We start from the raw sequence: 15,126 nt of genomic DNA on the forward strand, positions 1-15,126 counted from the left end.
AAAAAACGTCATCGGGCGGAGCGAGGCAAACGTGGGTTCGGCCTTGCTAGCCACCGGGTTTGGCGTGTCCTGCTTGTTTCTCTATGGCCGATTCTTCCCGCCATCCCTTTCTTCACGGCTTGAGCAAACATCGCGGCGCCCCGCCGACCGCGGTGGTCATTTTTGGCGCCTCGGGCGACCTGACCAAACGCAAGCTCATCCCGGCCGTCTACAATCTTGGGGCCGACAACCTGTTGCCGCCGGACTTCCATCTGATCGGCTACGGCCGCAAGGAAATCGCCGACGATGAGTTCCGGGATCTCGCGGCGGGCGCCATCAACGAGTTCTCCCGCCGCGAGCTGAGCGCTGACGTGTGGGATCGCATCGCGGCCCGGACGACCTACGTTGCCGGCGGCTATGACGATGTCGAAGCGTTCAAGCGGCTGGCCGAGCACCTCGACAAGATCGAGCAGAAGGTCGGCCGCGAAGTGCAGCTGCTGTTCTACATTTCCACCCCGCCCTCCGTCTTCGAGCCGATCCTCGAGAATCTCGGCGCAAGCGGGCTGGCCCGCAAACACGCCGGCAAGGCGCATCATGCCAAGGTCATCATCGAAAAGCCCTTCGGGCGGGACCTCGATTCGGCGCTGGAACTGAACCGCACCATCCGCGGTGTTTTCGACGAGCATCAGGTGTATCGCATCGATCACTACCTGGGCAAAGAGACGGTGCAGGACCTGTTGGTGCAGCGCTTCGCCAATGCGATTTGGGAGCCGCTCTGGAATCGCAATTACATCGACTCCGTCCAGATCACCGTGGCGGAGGAGGTCGGGGTCGGCAGTCGCGGCGGTTACTACGAGCAAAGCGGCGCGCTGCGGGACATGATTCAGAATCACACCATGCAGCTCGTGGCGCTCACGGCGATGGAGCCGCCGGTGTCACTTGATGCCGAGGCGATTCGCGATGAGAAGGTGAAGCTGCTGCGCGCCATCCAGCCGCTCGACGTCTCGCCCGGCGGCGACGTTGCCCGCGCCCAATACGGCGAGGGCATGATGGGCGGCAAGCCGGTCCCGGGCTACCTGGATGAGGACGGCATTGCGTCCGACTCCGGCACCGAGACTTACGCGGCCATCCGGCTTTCCATCAACAACTGGCGCTGGCAAGGCGTGCCGTTTTACCTGCGTTCCGGGAAACGCATGGCACGCCGCGTGACCGAGATCGCGGTCCAGTTCAAACGCCCGCCCGGCACCCTCTTCGCCGGCGGTGGCTTCGATGTCGCGGCCAACACGCTGTCCTTCCAGATCCAGCCCGACGAGGGGCTCAGCATGATCCTCAACGGCAAGGTGCCCGGACTCGAGACGCGCATGCAGCCGGTGAAGATGAACTTCCGCTACAGCACGACCTTCGGCTCCAACACCCCCGAGGCCTACGAGCGTCTTGTGCTCGATGCCATGATCGGCGACGGCACGCTCTTCATCCGCGGCGATGAGGCCGAGACCTCCTGGAAGCTTTACACGCCGGTGCTCGAAGCCTGGGCCAACGCCGGTCGCAGTGGCATGGACTCGTATCCGGCGGGCTCTTGGGGGCCGGCCAACGCCGACTTCCTGCTCGCCACGCAAAAGCACATTTGGCGCAAGCCCTGAACGGAGGAGCCGAGTCATGCCTCTCGTTTTTGAAAAGCTCCCCGGTGTGGAGGTCCCGGTCGGCGACATCAAACACCGCCTCGCCATGTTGTGGGAGGATGCGACCCGGGGCGACGGGCCGAAGCCCTCAGCCAACGAGGTGCGCGCGATGCAGATGAACTTTGTGCTGCACTTCGGCTTCGCCACCCAGCCCGACGATGCGCTTGCGCAATTCGAGACCATCAAGCACTTCGCCCAGCGCTACCCGTGTCGGGTGGTGGTGCTGTGCCCGCTCAAGGAAGACGCTGGCGTCGAGGAGATGCGCGCCAAAGTCTACGGAGAGTGTTTCCTGGGGAAGTCCAAGAGCGACACGCGCTGCGTCGAATTTGTGATGCTGTGCTACCCGCTCAAGTTGCGCTGCTTCCTCGAAAGCCAGGTCTCCATCTGCCTCTCGACCGATCTGCCGCTTTACTACTGGGCGCATCGCTTTTCGGACAGCAGCCGGCTGGCTGACTACCAGTTCATGCTCCAGCACGCCAAGCGTGTCATCTTTGACACCTCGATTGTGCCGGTGGATGCGATGGATTACCCGTGGCCCAATCCCGCCGCCATCCGCGACATGGTGCACGCGCGCCTGCTCCCGGTGCGCCAGTCACTCGGGCAATTCCTGTCCGGTTTCGAACCGGCGAAACTGGTCGAGGGCCTGCGGCAGGTCCGGCTGTATCATAAGTCGCACTACGGTCCGGAAGCCCGCGTTTTGCTCGGTTGGCTGCATGAGCGCTTGGAAAAATGCGGACTGAATCCGGACTGCGCCGAAGTCGTGAAACCCAGCGAAGCCGCGGGTATCGACGATTTCGCGGTCGAGTTTCGTTATGGTGACCAGCGCTATTTCAAGTGGCGGGCGGATATCGCCAAGAATCACGCGGAGTTCGCCGCCGACATGGGCGGCGGTCGCGTTGAACTCACGACCAGCATGCACCTGCTCAAGCCCCCGGCGGCCCTGGCCGAAGCGGTGTTCTTCTAGACTTATTTTTTTGAACCACGAATGGACACGAATGGCTCCACTACCGTTTCGCCGCAGTGAGGTCTTCCTTTTCGCAGTCCTCAGTGCGTAGCCGGTAGGCGACGCGATTCGTGTCCATTCGTGGTTCCAGCCCCTCCCTTTCATGATTGAAAAACAGACGGATTACGGCCGGTTGCTGATCGGCGAGAAACTGGAACTGTTCGCCGAGGCCGTGCGCCTCGCGGTGGCGCACAAGGCGACCAGCGAGAGCACGAACTTCACGTGGGCCTTCACCGGTGGCTCGACCCCGCAGGCGTGGTATCAGTGGGCGGCAGAGACCGATGCCATCCCGGCCGAGGTGCTGGCGACGACGCACTTCACGGTGAGCGACGAACGCTGCGTGCTGCTCGACAGCGACGAGAGTAATTTCGGCAACGCCGAGCGCAAGCTGCTCGCGCCGAAAGCGGTGCCGGTCGACCACCGTCATCCCTGGGTCGTGGCCTATGAACCCGAGCAAGCGGCCGAGGCGTATCGTCGCACCATGCAACTCTTGAACCCGCCGGGCAAAGCTTACGACGTGTGCTTTCTCGGCATGGGCGACGACGCCCACACGGCTTCATTCTTTCCGGGCAGCGAACTGCTCGAAAACGATGGCAGTGTTTTCTTCGCGGCCGTGAATACACCGCAAAAAGGCTGGCGCCTCACCATCACGCCAACGGGGCTGCAGGCCTGCGGTCTCATCGTGGTCATGACCCTCGGTGCGGGTAAAGCGCCCGCGTTGAAGCGCGTGTTGGAAGGCGACGACGCCCTGCTCGACGCGCCGTCGAAGATCCTCAAGACCTGCGCCGACCGCGTGGTGTGGCTCGTCGACGAAGCCGCGGCGAGCGAGCTGAGTTAAGGCCACCGGTCGGTGGTAGCCGGGGTCGTTGACCCGGGCCGGCCACCCCGAGGCTGGCTACCGTTCGACCAGAACGACCGACTGCGGCGCGAGGGTCAGCGTGAAGCTGCCGTCGTCGGCGAGGGGAAGGTTCTCCGGGGTGAGCAGGGCGCTCGTGTTGAGCACGGCAATTTGCTCCGGCGTCGGCTCCTGCGGTTCCCCCATGGCCTGCCAAGCGGTGTAGGCGTTGGCGTGGGTCGCATCCACCCGCCACGCGGTCGCTGCGACCTTATCGCGCGGCGGCGCACCGGTGAAAGAAACGGTGACGGTCGCGTCCTGCACATCTCCGGCCACGTCGTGGAAATTCCACAACAGCACCTGGCCGCTCACGGTGGCCACAGCACCGACATCGGGACGGCCGCGCACGCTATCGGCGATGATATCGGCGGTGGGGATCATACCGGGATTGTCCACGCGGAGGCGTTCGCCCTCGAGGCGCGAGAAGAGCCGGAATGCGTTCAGCACGGGCAGGGCGACCTCGTTGGTGGTGAAGGCGCGCAGGCCGTTGAACCAGGGTTGGTCGTGGAAGGTGAAGGCCCAACTGACCGCACCCTCAAGGCGCACGCCGTGGGAGGCCATGAGGTCCTGTTTGCGCATGAAGGCGGCGGCGCTGTAGGCCGCGAATTGTGAGGTGCGGCGATAGTCGCGTTCCGGATCGAGGGTGGCCGGGCAGCCGGCGCAGCCCTCGGGGTCGGATTCGCCGATGTAGACCGGCAGATCCTTGAACTCGGGGAAGGATGCGATGATGCGGGCGTAGGTATCGATCGTCTTAAGTTGGTTCCGCAGGTTCATCTCGACGCGGTCCTGTTCGTCGAGGCGGGTGGTGCCCTTGGCGTGGAAGGCCACGAAGTCGAGTGGCGCGCCGATCTCGCCCGTGGCGGCATTGAGCCCGGAGCGGCAGTGCTCGAGAAAGGCCTCCATGAAGACATCGCCGTTTTTCCAACCGGGATCCGTGACGTGCGGTCCGCCGACGCGGGCATGGGGCAGGACCGATTTCACGCCGGCGGCGAAATGGTCGTAGAGCATGAAGAACTCTTCCATCGTGCCCTTCCAGTAGGGCGATTCGGGTTCGTTCCAGGGTTCCCACAGCCAGGACTCGGCGCGTTCCTTGCCGTAGCGATCGGCGCAGTGCTGGGCCCAGGCAGCAATGAGGTCCTGCCATTTCTGGTAGTCCTTCGGCGGGTAGAACGCGCCCCCGTCGACCATGTTGCGGGGCAGGCCGCGTTGAGTGAGTTCCGGCGTGTAGGGTTCCGGTTGGGCCGACAGGTCCTGTGGCATGAAGCCGGCCTGGACAAAGGGTTCGGTGTTGTCGCGCGTGAGCTCATCCATGATGCGGTCCATCATGCTCCAGTCGTAGACGGGGTTGCCGTCGGCGTCCTCGGTGTAGACGTTGGTGCTCGACCACTTGAGCGCGAGGGTGCCGTCGCCGCTGGTGAGGAGGTGGTGAACTCGCACGTGGATCGGATTGGGTTCCGCCATCTGGCGGAGCTCCCCAAGCAGGTGTTGGCCTTCCGGGGTGAGCGTGGTGAGGGCCTCGTCGTAGCCGTAGTAGTTCCAGATCGGACGAAGCTCACCGATGGGTTCGTCGGCGTGAACCGTGATCGCGATGGGGTCGGCCGCGAAGGTGGAGCTGACCAAGAGCGAAGAGAACACGAGGGTTCGCAGCGGGGTGGGGCGAAGCGTCATAGACAGAAGTTCGGCGGGTTGCACCGGGTTTGTCGAATGGGGAAACGTTGATCGTTGCCCCGCCAAAAAAAGCCCGCCCCGGGAAGGGGCGGGCCGGGTGAAGCAAGACGGCGCGGGGCGCTCAGTTCAGCCAGAAGCTGAAGTAGACGTAGATACCAAACACGAGAGCGAGCACGGCAATCGTGCCCCACACTTCGGGCGCGCCCCAGGAAGCGCGATTTTCCGCGGCCTGTTCGGGCGAGACCGAGCCATAAGTCAGGCCAGCCATTTGCTCGTCGGTTTGCTGTGGCGCGGTGAGGGAGGCGCCGACCACCACGACAAGGCTGATCGCGAGCAACCAACCGGAGGCGTAGAGGAAGTTGTAGGAACCGATGGCGTGGAGCAGTCCCGTGTCGCCAAAGGCACCGCCGCCATCGAGGGCCTGGATGGTGAGCTTCAACATACCGAGCACGAAACCGACCGTGAGTCCGACGAAGGCGCCACGGGCGTTGATGCGCTTGAAGAAGAGACCGAGCAGGAACACCGCGGTGATGGGCGGAGCGAGGTATCCCTGCACGCTTTGCAGGTATTGGTAGAGACCGCCGCCGGAAACGAGTTTCATGACCGGAATCCAGATGATGCCGGCCACGACCACGAATGATGTCGCAATACGTCCGACGCGCACCAGCTCCTTCTCCGAGCGGCCGGGACGAATCTTGTCGTAGATATCGACGGTGAAGAGCGTGGCACAGGAATTGAAGAGCGAAGCGAGCGAGCTCATCAGCGCGGAGAGCAGTCCTGCCACGACGATACCGCGCAGGCCGGCCGGGAGCAGATTTGCCACCATCGTCGGGAAGACCATGTCGCCGTTGATGCTGCCGTCCTCGCCGAGGGGGATGTTCAGCAGGCCCTTGGAGTGGAGGGCGTAGCCGATCATACCCGGGACGAGGAAGATGAACACCGGCAGGACCTTGAGGAAGCCTCCGAAGATCGCGCCGCGGCGGGCGTCCTGCAGGGACTTCGCGGCGAGGGTGCGCTGCACGATGTATTGATCGGTGCACCAATACCAGATGCCCACCACGGGGGAGGCGATCATGACACCGAGCCACGGAAACTCAGGGTCGCTGAGGGGCCGCCACAGCGCGAACTGGGCGGGGTCGTCGCCGAGCACGGCCTTGAGCTCACCCCAGCCGCCGAGCTGTTGCAGGCCGAAGATGGTGATGAACAGGGAGCCGAAAAGCAGCAGGCCGGTTTGCGCGACCTCAGTATAGACCACCGCGCGCAATCCGCCGATCACGGTGTAGATACCGGTCAGGATCACCGTGGTAAAGGCGCCGACCCAGAAGGCGTTTTCGGGCGAACCGAAGGTGTCCGGCAAAAGGGTCATGAAGACGACCGCGCCGGCGTAGACCGTGACCGACACCTTGGTGAAGACGTAGGCGATGAGCGACACGATCGAGAGCGTCCAGCGCGAGCGGCTGTCGAAACGACGCTCGAGAAACTCGGGCATCGTGAACACCCCGGTGCGGTAGTAGAACGGCACGAAAATCCAGCCCAGCATGAGCATGATCCACGCGTGCAGTTCCCAGTGCGCCTGCGCCATGCCGTTGTTGGCGCCGGAACCGGCGAGTCCGACGATGTGCTCGGAGCCAATGTTGGACGCGAGCAGCGAGCAGCCGACGACGAACCAAGGAATATTGCGACCGGCCAGAAAGTAGTCGGCAGTCGTTTCGGTCTTCCGCGAGCTATACCAAGCAATGCTGGCCAGCACCACGAAGTAGGCGGCGATGATAATCCAATCGAGTGGGGTCATAAGCGGGGGTTAGTGAGGGGTAGGAGTGAAGACAGCTTCCCGCGCAGAACGAGAGCGCGCGGGGCTTTTACCGTTATGCGCAAACTCAGCGGGCAACGTCGTTGAGCGTGCTTGGCGGCAGATTGAGTTTGCGGGCCCAAATGTTGCGGTAGGCGACGGGATTACCGTGGTCCTGCAGGCGGATAGGCAGAACCGGAACATGGTAGTCGTAGTGGGTCAGGCCGCGCCATGCGGTCGGGCCGGCGAGCGGCACGTCGAGCTGCGTAAGCACGCCATTGTGGAAGACCGTCACGCGGGCGGGCGAAACCAGCTTGCCGCCGGCGTCGAAGCGCGGGGCAACGAAGATGATGTCGTAGGTGTTCCACTCGCCCGGAGCGCTGGTGGCGTTCACCAGAGGCGGGTATTGTTTGTAGACCGAGGCGGCCTGGCCGTTCACGTAGGTCGGGTTGTTGTGCGAATCGAGCACCTGCACTTCATAGCGCTCCATGAAAAAGACCCCGCTGTTGCCGCGACCTTGGCTCTTGCCCTTGATCTCGCTCGGGGCGCGCCACTCCACGTGGAGCTGCACGTCGCCAAAGGCTTCCTTGGTGCGGATGTCTCCGGTCTTCGCTTTCACGACGAGGTTGCCGTCGATGATGTCCCACGCCGCCGCGGCGCGGGGGGCGTTGCGCTCCTCGGGCACATTGGCCGATTCCCAGGCGTCGAGGGAGCTGCCGTCGAACAGCACAATCGCATCCGAGGGGACTTCGCCGACCGCGGAGGTGACCACCGCGGGTTGCGGCGTCCAGTATTCGGTCATCTCCGGCGGGGGCAGGCCGCCGTCGGGCATTTGAGCAAAGAGTGCGGAGGCCGAAGCCGTCAGCACAAACGGGCAATAGCGAAGGAAACGCATGGTCACTTTCGAGGTTTAGGGGTTGGAAGGGCTCAGAGCAGGTGTTCTCAATGCACACCTTGCCGCGATGAGTCGAGAGACGTGTTACCGTTGTTTTTGGCCCCGAGCCTTGTGCTGGTGCGAACAAATCGTGCCGATCCCGACGGCGACGCGTTTTGTGCTGCTCACGCACCCGAAGGAGGCGCGTAAGGAAAAAGCGGGGACCGGAAGGCTCACCCACCTTTGCCTGCCCAACAGCGAGATCGTGGTCGGCACCTCGTTTGAGGCCAACGCGCGCGTGCAAGCGCTTTGCGCTGACCCCGCCAACCATGTCGTGTTGCTCTATCCGGGTGAAGCGGCGGTGAACTTGTCCGCCGCGGGCGCGGTTGAAATGCTGCCGACCACGCAGCAACTGGTCGTGTTGCTGCTCGACGCGACGTGGAGTTGTGCGCGCAAGATGCTGCGACTGAGTCCGAACCTGCAGCGGCTGCCCCGCGTGATGTTCACGCCTTCAGGACCGAGCCGTTTTGTGATCAAGCAGCAGCCGATCGAGGGCTGCCTTTCGACCCTCGAGTCGGTCAATGAGGTGCTGCTGGCCTTTCGCGCCGCCGGTCGCGAAACGTATCCGCACGCGGGCCAGTTGCTGGAACTCTTCGATCGCATGCAGCGTTACCAGATCGCCTGCGCGGAGGATCCCGATCGCGGCGGGTATCGACGCAGCGGATACCGTGAGCCGGGCGAGCGCAAACCGATGAGCGCCCGCAGCGTGCAGCGGCGCTCAAATTTTTTCCGCGTCGGCGGTGGTCCAGGCGCCGTCGATGCAGCGCCAGAGTAGATCCGGCAGGGGATTGCGATCGGCGAGGGTGCGCGGCAGGCGGTGCGGGCGCACGTTGTCGTAGCACCGCAGCGCGCCGAAGCGGCGCAGGGACGCCGGCATGCCAACGGCGGTAAAGCCCGGATGACCGCCGGCGGGGAAGGGGCCGCCGTGCATCATGGCGGGCGAAACGGCTACGCCGGTGGGCATCTTGTCGTTGAGGAGACGGCCGATGCGCGGGGCGAGTTCGGCGGTGAGTTGGGCGCACAGGGCGTCGTCGCTGCCGTCCTTCGCGGAATACAGTGAACCCGTGAGGGAGGCGTGCAGGGTGCGATAGACGCGCCGAAGTTCCGCCGCGTCGACGGCGACGACCACGAGCGAGGCCGGGCCGAACATTTCGTGCTGGAAAAAATCTGGGTTGCTCAGGAAGCGGCCGGCCTCGATCCGCAACAGCGCGGCCCGGGGGCGGAATCCGGGTTTGGTGGGCTCCGGGCTGCGTGCCAGCAACACGGCGCCGGCATCACTTAATTTCGCGACCGCGGCGTCGAGGTGTTGCGGCAGTTGCGCGGTGAGCATCGGGCCCGGGTCGTGCCGGGCGAAGCGGGCGACGCTGCGGGCGAGAAACAGATCGAGGTGTTCGCTCCCGATGGTGAGGAGCAGGCCGGGATTGGTGCAGAACTGGCCGACCCCCTGCAGGCAGGAGTCACAGAACGAATCGACCAATTCTTGGGTGCGTTCACGCAGCGCGCCGGGCAGGAGCGCGACCGGGTTCACCCCGCTCATTTCGAAGTAGCCCGGCGTGCCCACGGCGTCGGCGGCGGACTTGATCGCACGCCCGGCGCCTTCGCTGCCGGTGAAACCGATCGCCCCCAGGCGCGGATCGGCGGCGAGGCGGAGTCCGTCCTCGTTGCTGCAGTGGAAAAACAACTGCACGGTCGCCCGCGGAAGGCCGGTGGCCTGCACCGCTTGCAGGGCCAGCTCGGCGAGGCGCGCGGTCGTGCCGGGGTGCGCGGGGTGGGCCTTCGCGATCACGGGATGCCCGGTGGCGATGGCGGCGGCAAAATCGCCGCCGGCGACGCCGTTGTAAGCGAAGGCGAAGTTGTTGGGCCCCATGACCAGCACAGGCTTGCCGAGCGGTTCGAACTGCGCGCGCAGGTTGTTCGCGGTGTCGATGGTTGGCTGGCGCCAATTTTGGTCGCGCGCGCAGGTGGCGGCGTCGCGCAGTTGCTGCAAGGTGCGCGGAATCTCCACCGCGGCGTAGCGCGCCTGCGCCGGCAGGCCGGTCTCGCGTTCGGCCAGGGTCGCGAGCTCGTCGCGGTGTTTGGCGATGAGCTCGGCGTAGCGTTCGAGGAAGCCAGCCAGCTGTTCGGGTGGGCAGTTCCGCAGCTCGCGCGCGGCGCGTCGGCCGGCGGCGAGCAGACGATCTAGATCCGACCAGGGGCTGACGGGGTAGTGTTCCGGCAACGGCTCACCGTTCGCGGGGTTGGCGGCTTGAAACGAAGCCGCCGCCGCGGTGGCCGGACTCCAGTCACCGTCGATCAGCATCGGGTGCAGGCGCATGGGGTCACCATGCGCCAAACCGACGGAATTGCGAGCCGGCCGTCAGCCGACGTCGGCCTGCGTCCAGGTGCCGTCGATGCAGCGCCAGAGTTGGCCGGTCGGATTTTTGTCCTGCAAGGTCGTTGGCAGACGGGACGCGCGCACGGCGTCGTAGCAACGCAGGGCGCCGAAGCGACGGAGCGAGGCAGGAATGCCGACGGCGGTGAAGCCGGGATGACCGCCGGCCGGGAAGGGGCCGCCGTGCACCATGGCGGGCGAGACCGCGACACCGGTCGGCATCTTGTCGTTGAGCAGGCGGCCGGCCTTGGGCGCGATGATCGGCACGAGGCGATCGTAGAGCGCGTCGTCGCTGCCATTGCTGGCGGTGTAGAAGGAGGCGGTGAGGGAGGAGTCGAGGTGCTCGGCGACGGCGGCGAGTTCATCGGCGTCGGCCGCAACCACGACGAGCGAACCCGGACCAAACATTTCGCGTTGGAAGGCCTTCGGATCCTTGAGGAAGGTCGCGCCGTCGACGCGGAGCAGGGCGGGTTGGGCGCGGAAACCGGGTTCCTTGGGCTGGGTGCCGCGACCGATGAGTTGGGCGCCGGCGGCGGTGAGTTCGACCACGGCTTCGTCGAGTTCCTTGGGCAGGGACGGCACGAGCATCACGCCGGACGGCGCGTTGTTGAAGTTCTCCGCCGCCTTGGCGAGGAAGGTCTCGGTGGCCTCGCCGGCGATGGTGAGCAACAGCCCGGGATTGGTGCAGAACTGACCGACGCCGAGCAGGCAGGAGCCGCTGAATTCGGTGGCGAGTTCCTCGGCCTTTTCAGCCAGCGCGCCGGGCAGGAAGGTGACCGGGTTGACGCTGCTGAGCTCGAAGTAGGCGGGTTTGCCGACGGCGTCGGCGGCCGCCTTGATCTTGCGACCGGCGCCTTCGCTGCCGGTGAAACCGATCGCGCCCAGGCGCGGATCGCCGGCCATGCGGTGACCTTCCTCATGGGAGGAACGGTAGTAGAGCTGCACGGTGGCGGCCGGCAGGCCAGCGGTCTTGGCGGCGGCGAGAGCGAGCTCGGCGAGACGCTTGCTGGTGCCGGGGTGCGCCGGGTGGGCTTTGGCGATGACGGCGTGGCCGCTGGCGATGGCGGCGGCGAAGTCACCGCCGGCGATGCCGTTGAAGGCGAAGGGGAAATTGTTGGGACCGATCACGAGCACCGGCTTGGCCAGCGGCTCGAGCTGGGAGCGTAGATTGTTGGCGGTGTCGATCACCGGCATGCGCCAGTCGCCGGCGCGGGCGGCGTTGGCGGCCTGTTTCAACTGACCGGTGGTGCGCGGAATCTCGACCTTGGCGAGGCGCGGCTCGATGGGCAGGCCGGTTTCGGAGTGGGCGAGGGCGGCGAGCTCATCGGTCGCGGCGGTGATGCCATCGGCATAACCGTCCAGAAAGGCACCAATTTTGGCCGGGTCAGTGGCGGCGAGCTCGATCGAGGCGGCGAGGCCGGCATCGAGCATGGCGTCGATCTCGGCAGCGTTGGCGACCGGATAGGTGTCGGCGAACAGCTCACCGGTGTTGGGATTGCTGGGCTGGAAGGTTTTGGCGTCGGCGGCCGGAGCGCGCCATTCGCCGGCGATGAGCATGGGGTGTGCGGTCATGAAATCAGTCAGTGTTTGGGAAAGGAGTCAGATGGTGAAACGACAAGCTGTCGCGCCAAGAGCCATCTCGGTCAAACCCTAGCCCAACTTCGGAGCGCTGAATGAGCAGCGCGAATCGCGAGCTTCGAGGCGTGAAGAAAATCTCGACAAGCCAATGCCCAGCCGGACGCTAGGCAGTCTGCACCAGGAGAGGTGGCAGAGTGGTCGATTGCGGCGGTCTTGAAAACCGCTGGGCTCGCAAGGGTCCCGGGGGTTCGAATCCCTCCCTCTCCGCCATGTGGATTTTGGATCTTAGATTCTCGATTCTGGAATCAGTGCACGAAAGCGCCGGGGACGTTTCGGGAGGGATGAGAACGTGGGTCGACGCAGCGATCCCGTGACTGCGGGATCGCGGAGATGGGCCGGCCGTAGGCTGCCACGCAGTGGGGCGGCGTCAGCCGTCGCCAATCCCTCCCTCTCCGCCATGTGGATTTTGGATTGGGGAGATGACGCCGGCTGGCGGTAGGGCGCTGTGCCCGGATGGTATTGGGTGGGCACGGCCGAGCGGCCGCCGGACTGATTGGAACGGCGGTTTCGGCCAAACCACCCTAGCGGTGCGTGGTGGCGCGCGGGGCTTTGGCGCTCAACTCCTTGGCTCCACTGCCGGGGCGGTAGTGAAACGGGACATACACTTTGCTGGTGACCGGCATGTCTTCGCGGATCGCGGGTTTGAAGGTCCATTGCAGCGCAGCGTCGACTGTGAGGTCGTTTAGGTCGGCGGCGTCGGAGCGCACGATCGCGACGTCGGTTACGGTGCCGGTCCGGTCGACCGAGAGAGCGACCGTAACTTCTGCGTCGAGGTGGGCGAGTTCGGCGGGCACCTCGGGCGAAACGCGGCGGCGGACGCGCGGTGGGGCGGAGGCGATGGTGATCGTGGTGGTGCCATCTGCGCCGAAGTGGATGGGCTGCACGAAGGCGGTCGGCACCGGAGCGCCATCCCGGTAAGCGGGGGCGTAGCGCCAGTCGCGAATGGCGCGGAGACAGGGCATGGCGAGGCTCGGGTCGGTCGCCCGGGATACGGCGGCGTTGATGACCTGGCCCTGCGCGTTGATTTCCACCCAGAGCTCCACCTCGGCCTCGGCCCGGCGGGCGGCGGCGGAGACGGCGGGGAGGCGGTGTTTGAGCACGCGGGGCGCGATATCCACCGGCTCCGGGGATGGGCCCGCGGCGAACCCGAGGGAGATCGGCACAATCAAGAGGGCGAGGAGTTTGCGGGCGTGGAGCATCAGGATGGTTCGGTTGATTGGTCCTTCGGCACGGAGCGCCGGAATCTTCATCTGAACCTGTCCCGAGCGACGCGGGGTGGATTTTCCTGAAAGAAAGCTCGTGGCGGCTTCGTTACAGGTTTCGAGATGGTCGCTGTTGTGTCGGAAAGCCTGAAACACCTCTTGATCGATGGCAGTAACGTCGGTCGAGCGTGGCCGGACTTGGCGAAGCTGTGGCGGCGGAGTTCCGATGCGGCGCAACGTCGCCTCACGGAGCAGGTCCAGATGTGGCACGATGTGATGGGATGGCGGGTGACGGTCGTTTTCGATGGGCGCGGGAGCGAGGTGTCGGTCGATCTGCCGACCGATGAGCCGAGTTTTGTCGTCGCCTATTCGCCACGTCAGGCGACGGCGGATACGGTGATCGAGCAGTGGGTTACCGGATCGCGCGATGTGGCGGCCTGTGTCGTCGCGACTCGCGATCGCGGTTTGGCGGAAACGGTCCGCGCGGCCGGTGCGTCGGTGATCTCCCCGGACGAGTTGCGGCAATGGATCGCCCGCGCGGAGATGACGGCGCGGCGTCGCACCAAGCATTTCGGCCGGGACGAAGGGAGGAGGCAATGAGTCGGATTTCGAGTGGAGCGGCGGATGGCCAGGTGATGGAGCTGCAGGGGCTCTACGGTCCGTTCCAATTTCCGGAACTGCTGCTGCAGAAGATCTGGGCGGAGCGCGCGTTTTGCGCGACGGAGGCCCGGACCGCGGGCGGCGAAGCCGTGCGCATTGACACAGTCGGGCGTTGGAACCGGCAGGGCGGGCCGGATTTTAAAGGGGCGCGGGTCCGGGTAGGGGAGCGTTGGCTGCATGGCGACGTGGAGCTTCACCTGCGCGAGGAGGACTGGCAGGCGCATCGGCACGCGGACGACCCGGCTTATCGCAACGTGGTGCTGCATGTGGTGTTGTTTCCGCCGAAATGTGTCACTTCTCGCGGCGCGGATGGGCGGGCGATTCCGGTGATGGCGATTCTCCCGCTGCTTTGGCACGACCTGGAGGAGTATGCGGCGGACGCGGCGATGAGCGCGATCGCGGCGCGGCCGGCGGATCGTTTGGCGGAGGCGTGGTTGGAGTTGGACGAGGCTGAGCTGAGTGAGCGGGTGCAACGTTTCGCCCGGCGGCGTTGGGACTCGAAAGTCAAATATGCCCGGCTGCGGGTCGAGCGCATGGGCTGGACGGCCGCGTGCCACCACACGGCCTTGGAGATTCTGGGTTACCGTTTCAACCGGGCGCAGATGTTGCAGGTCGCCAGCCGTTGGCCCTTGGAGGCGTGGATGGAGCCGGAATTCGACCCGGAGCAGGTTTTTAGTGCGATGGCGGACCGGTGGTCACTGCAAGGCGTGCGGCCGGCGAATCATCCGCGGCGTCGATTGCAGGCCTATTTGACGTGGGTGGCGCAGGGCGGGGCCCCGTGGCCGGAGTTATTGATAGCGATCGGTCGCGAATGGCCAGACCCGGCTCCGCGCGATGAGGACCCTGGTGTTCGCCCCTGGCGCCGATCGGTCCGCTGGAGTGAATGGCGATCGGTCGTGTTTGAACGGGTGGGCGTGGCGTCAGCGTTGGCGCGCCCGCGGGCCGACAACCTTTGGGGTGACGGATTGCTGCCCCTCCTGGCGGCGCAAGCGGGCGAGGTGAGCGGGGATCGGCTGTTCCCGTGGTGGTTTAACGCGTGGCCCGGCGATCAGCCTGGCGCGATCGCGAAAGCGGCGCGGCTGATCGGCTTGGCCGACGGCAGCACGCGACGACCGCTGGCGTGGGGGCACGTGCAAGCCTTGTTGGGTTGGCAACACGAAGCGGAGTTGCAGGCGGGCGCGGCGGTCCTGCGGCGGACTTGACAACGATTTTGCCCGAGGGATACGTTCGGCCCTCACATTTCAGTTCACTTCCTCTGAAGGTGGGCCTCTGGCCCGCTTTTTTTTTCCACATTTCCCGCAACACAAT

General features: G+C 65.2%; 12 protein-coding genes and 1 tRNA gene. 7 read left to right on the forward strand and 6 right to left on the reverse strand.

What is annotated here, in order from left to right; genetic code table 11:
- Positions 1-83 precede the first annotated feature (83 nt).
- The 3 genes from zwf to pgl all read left to right on the forward strand — a co-directional run bounded on the left by zwf (position 84) and on the right by pgl (position 3,499).
- On the forward strand, positions 84-1,619 hold the full coding sequence (gene zwf / locus AC0MRV_RS14590; RefSeq protein ID WP_472765226.1) for a glucose-6-phosphate dehydrogenase: 1,536 nt from the start codon (positions 84-86) through the stop codon (positions 1,617-1,619).
- 16 nt (positions 1,620-1,635) lie between these two features.
- Positions 1,636-2,622: a hypothetical protein gene (locus AC0MRV_RS14595; protein ID WP_472765227.1), complete on the forward strand. Its 987-nt coding sequence runs from the start codon at positions 1,636-1,638 to the stop codon at positions 2,620-2,622.
- A gap of 142 nt (positions 2,623-2,764) precedes the next feature.
- Positions 2,765-3,499: a 6-phosphogluconolactonase gene (gene pgl, locus AC0MRV_RS14600; protein WP_472765228.1), complete on the forward strand. Its 735-nt coding sequence runs from the start codon at positions 2,765-2,767 to the stop codon at positions 3,497-3,499.
- Between the two features lie 57 nt (positions 3,500-3,556).
- On the opposite strand, the gene AC0MRV_RS14605 is transcribed toward pgl, so the two are convergent.
- The 3 genes from AC0MRV_RS14605 to AC0MRV_RS14615 all read right to left on the reverse strand — a co-directional run bounded on the left by AC0MRV_RS14605 (position 3,557) and on the right by AC0MRV_RS14615 (position 7,908).
- Complete coding sequence (locus tag AC0MRV_RS14605) at positions 3,557-5,224, reverse strand: GH39 family glycosyl hydrolase (RefSeq protein ID WP_472765229.1); 1,668 nt, start codon at positions 5,222-5,224, stop codon at positions 3,557-3,559.
- A gap of 121 nt (positions 5,225-5,345) precedes the next feature.
- Positions 5,346-7,016 carry a sodium:solute symporter gene (locus AC0MRV_RS14610; protein ID WP_472765230.1) on the reverse strand — a complete coding sequence of 557 codons (1,671 nt, stop codon included), beginning with the start codon at positions 7,014-7,016 and terminating at the stop codon, positions 5,346-5,348.
- A gap of 85 nt (positions 7,017-7,101) precedes the next feature.
- Positions 7,102-7,908 (reverse strand): 3-keto-disaccharide hydrolase, encoded by an 807-nt coding sequence (locus tag AC0MRV_RS14615; RefSeq protein WP_472765231.1) that lies wholly within the window; start codon positions 7,906-7,908, stop codon positions 7,102-7,104.
- Positions 7,909-7,975: 67 nt separating this feature from the next.
- Between AC0MRV_RS14615 and AC0MRV_RS14620 the strand changes: the two genes are divergently transcribed.
- On the forward strand, positions 7,976-8,722 hold the full coding sequence (locus tag AC0MRV_RS14620; protein WP_472765232.1) for a tRNA-uridine aminocarboxypropyltransferase: 747 nt from the start codon (positions 7,976-7,978) through the stop codon (positions 8,720-8,722).
- Here AC0MRV_RS14620 and AC0MRV_RS14625 read toward each other — a convergent pair.
- On the reverse strand, positions 8,666-10,261 hold the full coding sequence (locus AC0MRV_RS14625; protein ID WP_472765233.1) for an aldehyde dehydrogenase family protein: 1,596 nt from the start codon (positions 10,259-10,261) through the stop codon (positions 8,666-8,668). The genes AC0MRV_RS14620 and AC0MRV_RS14625 overlap by 57 nt on opposite strands.
- A gap of 42 nt (positions 10,262-10,303) precedes the next feature.
- The gene (locus tag AC0MRV_RS14630; RefSeq protein WP_472765234.1) at positions 10,304-11,890 is read right to left on the reverse strand and encodes an aldehyde dehydrogenase family protein; all 1,587 of its coding nucleotides are present in this window, start codon (positions 11,888-11,890) and stop codon (positions 10,304-10,306) included.
- 186 nt (positions 11,891-12,076) lie between these two features.
- Here AC0MRV_RS14630 and AC0MRV_RS14635 point away from each other — a divergent pair.
- A tRNA-Ser gene (locus AC0MRV_RS14635) sits at positions 12,077-12,166 on the forward strand.
- 311 nt (positions 12,167-12,477) lie between these two features.
- Here AC0MRV_RS14635 and AC0MRV_RS14640 read toward each other — a convergent pair.
- On the reverse strand, positions 12,478-13,155 hold the full coding sequence (locus AC0MRV_RS14640; RefSeq protein WP_472765235.1) for an energy transducer TonB: 678 nt from the start codon (positions 13,153-13,155) through the stop codon (positions 12,478-12,480).
- A 126-nt stretch (positions 13,156-13,281) separates the two neighbouring features.
- On the opposite strand from AC0MRV_RS14640, the gene AC0MRV_RS14645 reads away from it, so the two are divergent.
- Complete coding sequence (locus AC0MRV_RS14645) at positions 13,282-13,758, forward strand: NYN domain-containing protein (protein ID WP_472765236.1); 477 nt, start codon at positions 13,282-13,284, stop codon at positions 13,756-13,758.
- Positions 13,755-15,020: a DUF2851 family protein gene (locus AC0MRV_RS14650; RefSeq protein WP_472765237.1), complete on the forward strand. Its 1,266-nt coding sequence runs from the start codon at positions 13,755-13,757 to the stop codon at positions 15,018-15,020. Before AC0MRV_RS14645 ends, AC0MRV_RS14650 begins: the two co-directional genes overlap by 4 nt.
- Positions 15,021-15,126: the final 106 nt, after the last annotated feature.

It is taken from the genome of Actomonas spartinae, from assembly GCF_051209155.1.
GTDB lineage: Bacteria > Verrucomicrobiota > Verrucomicrobiia > Opitutales > Opitutaceae > Actomonas.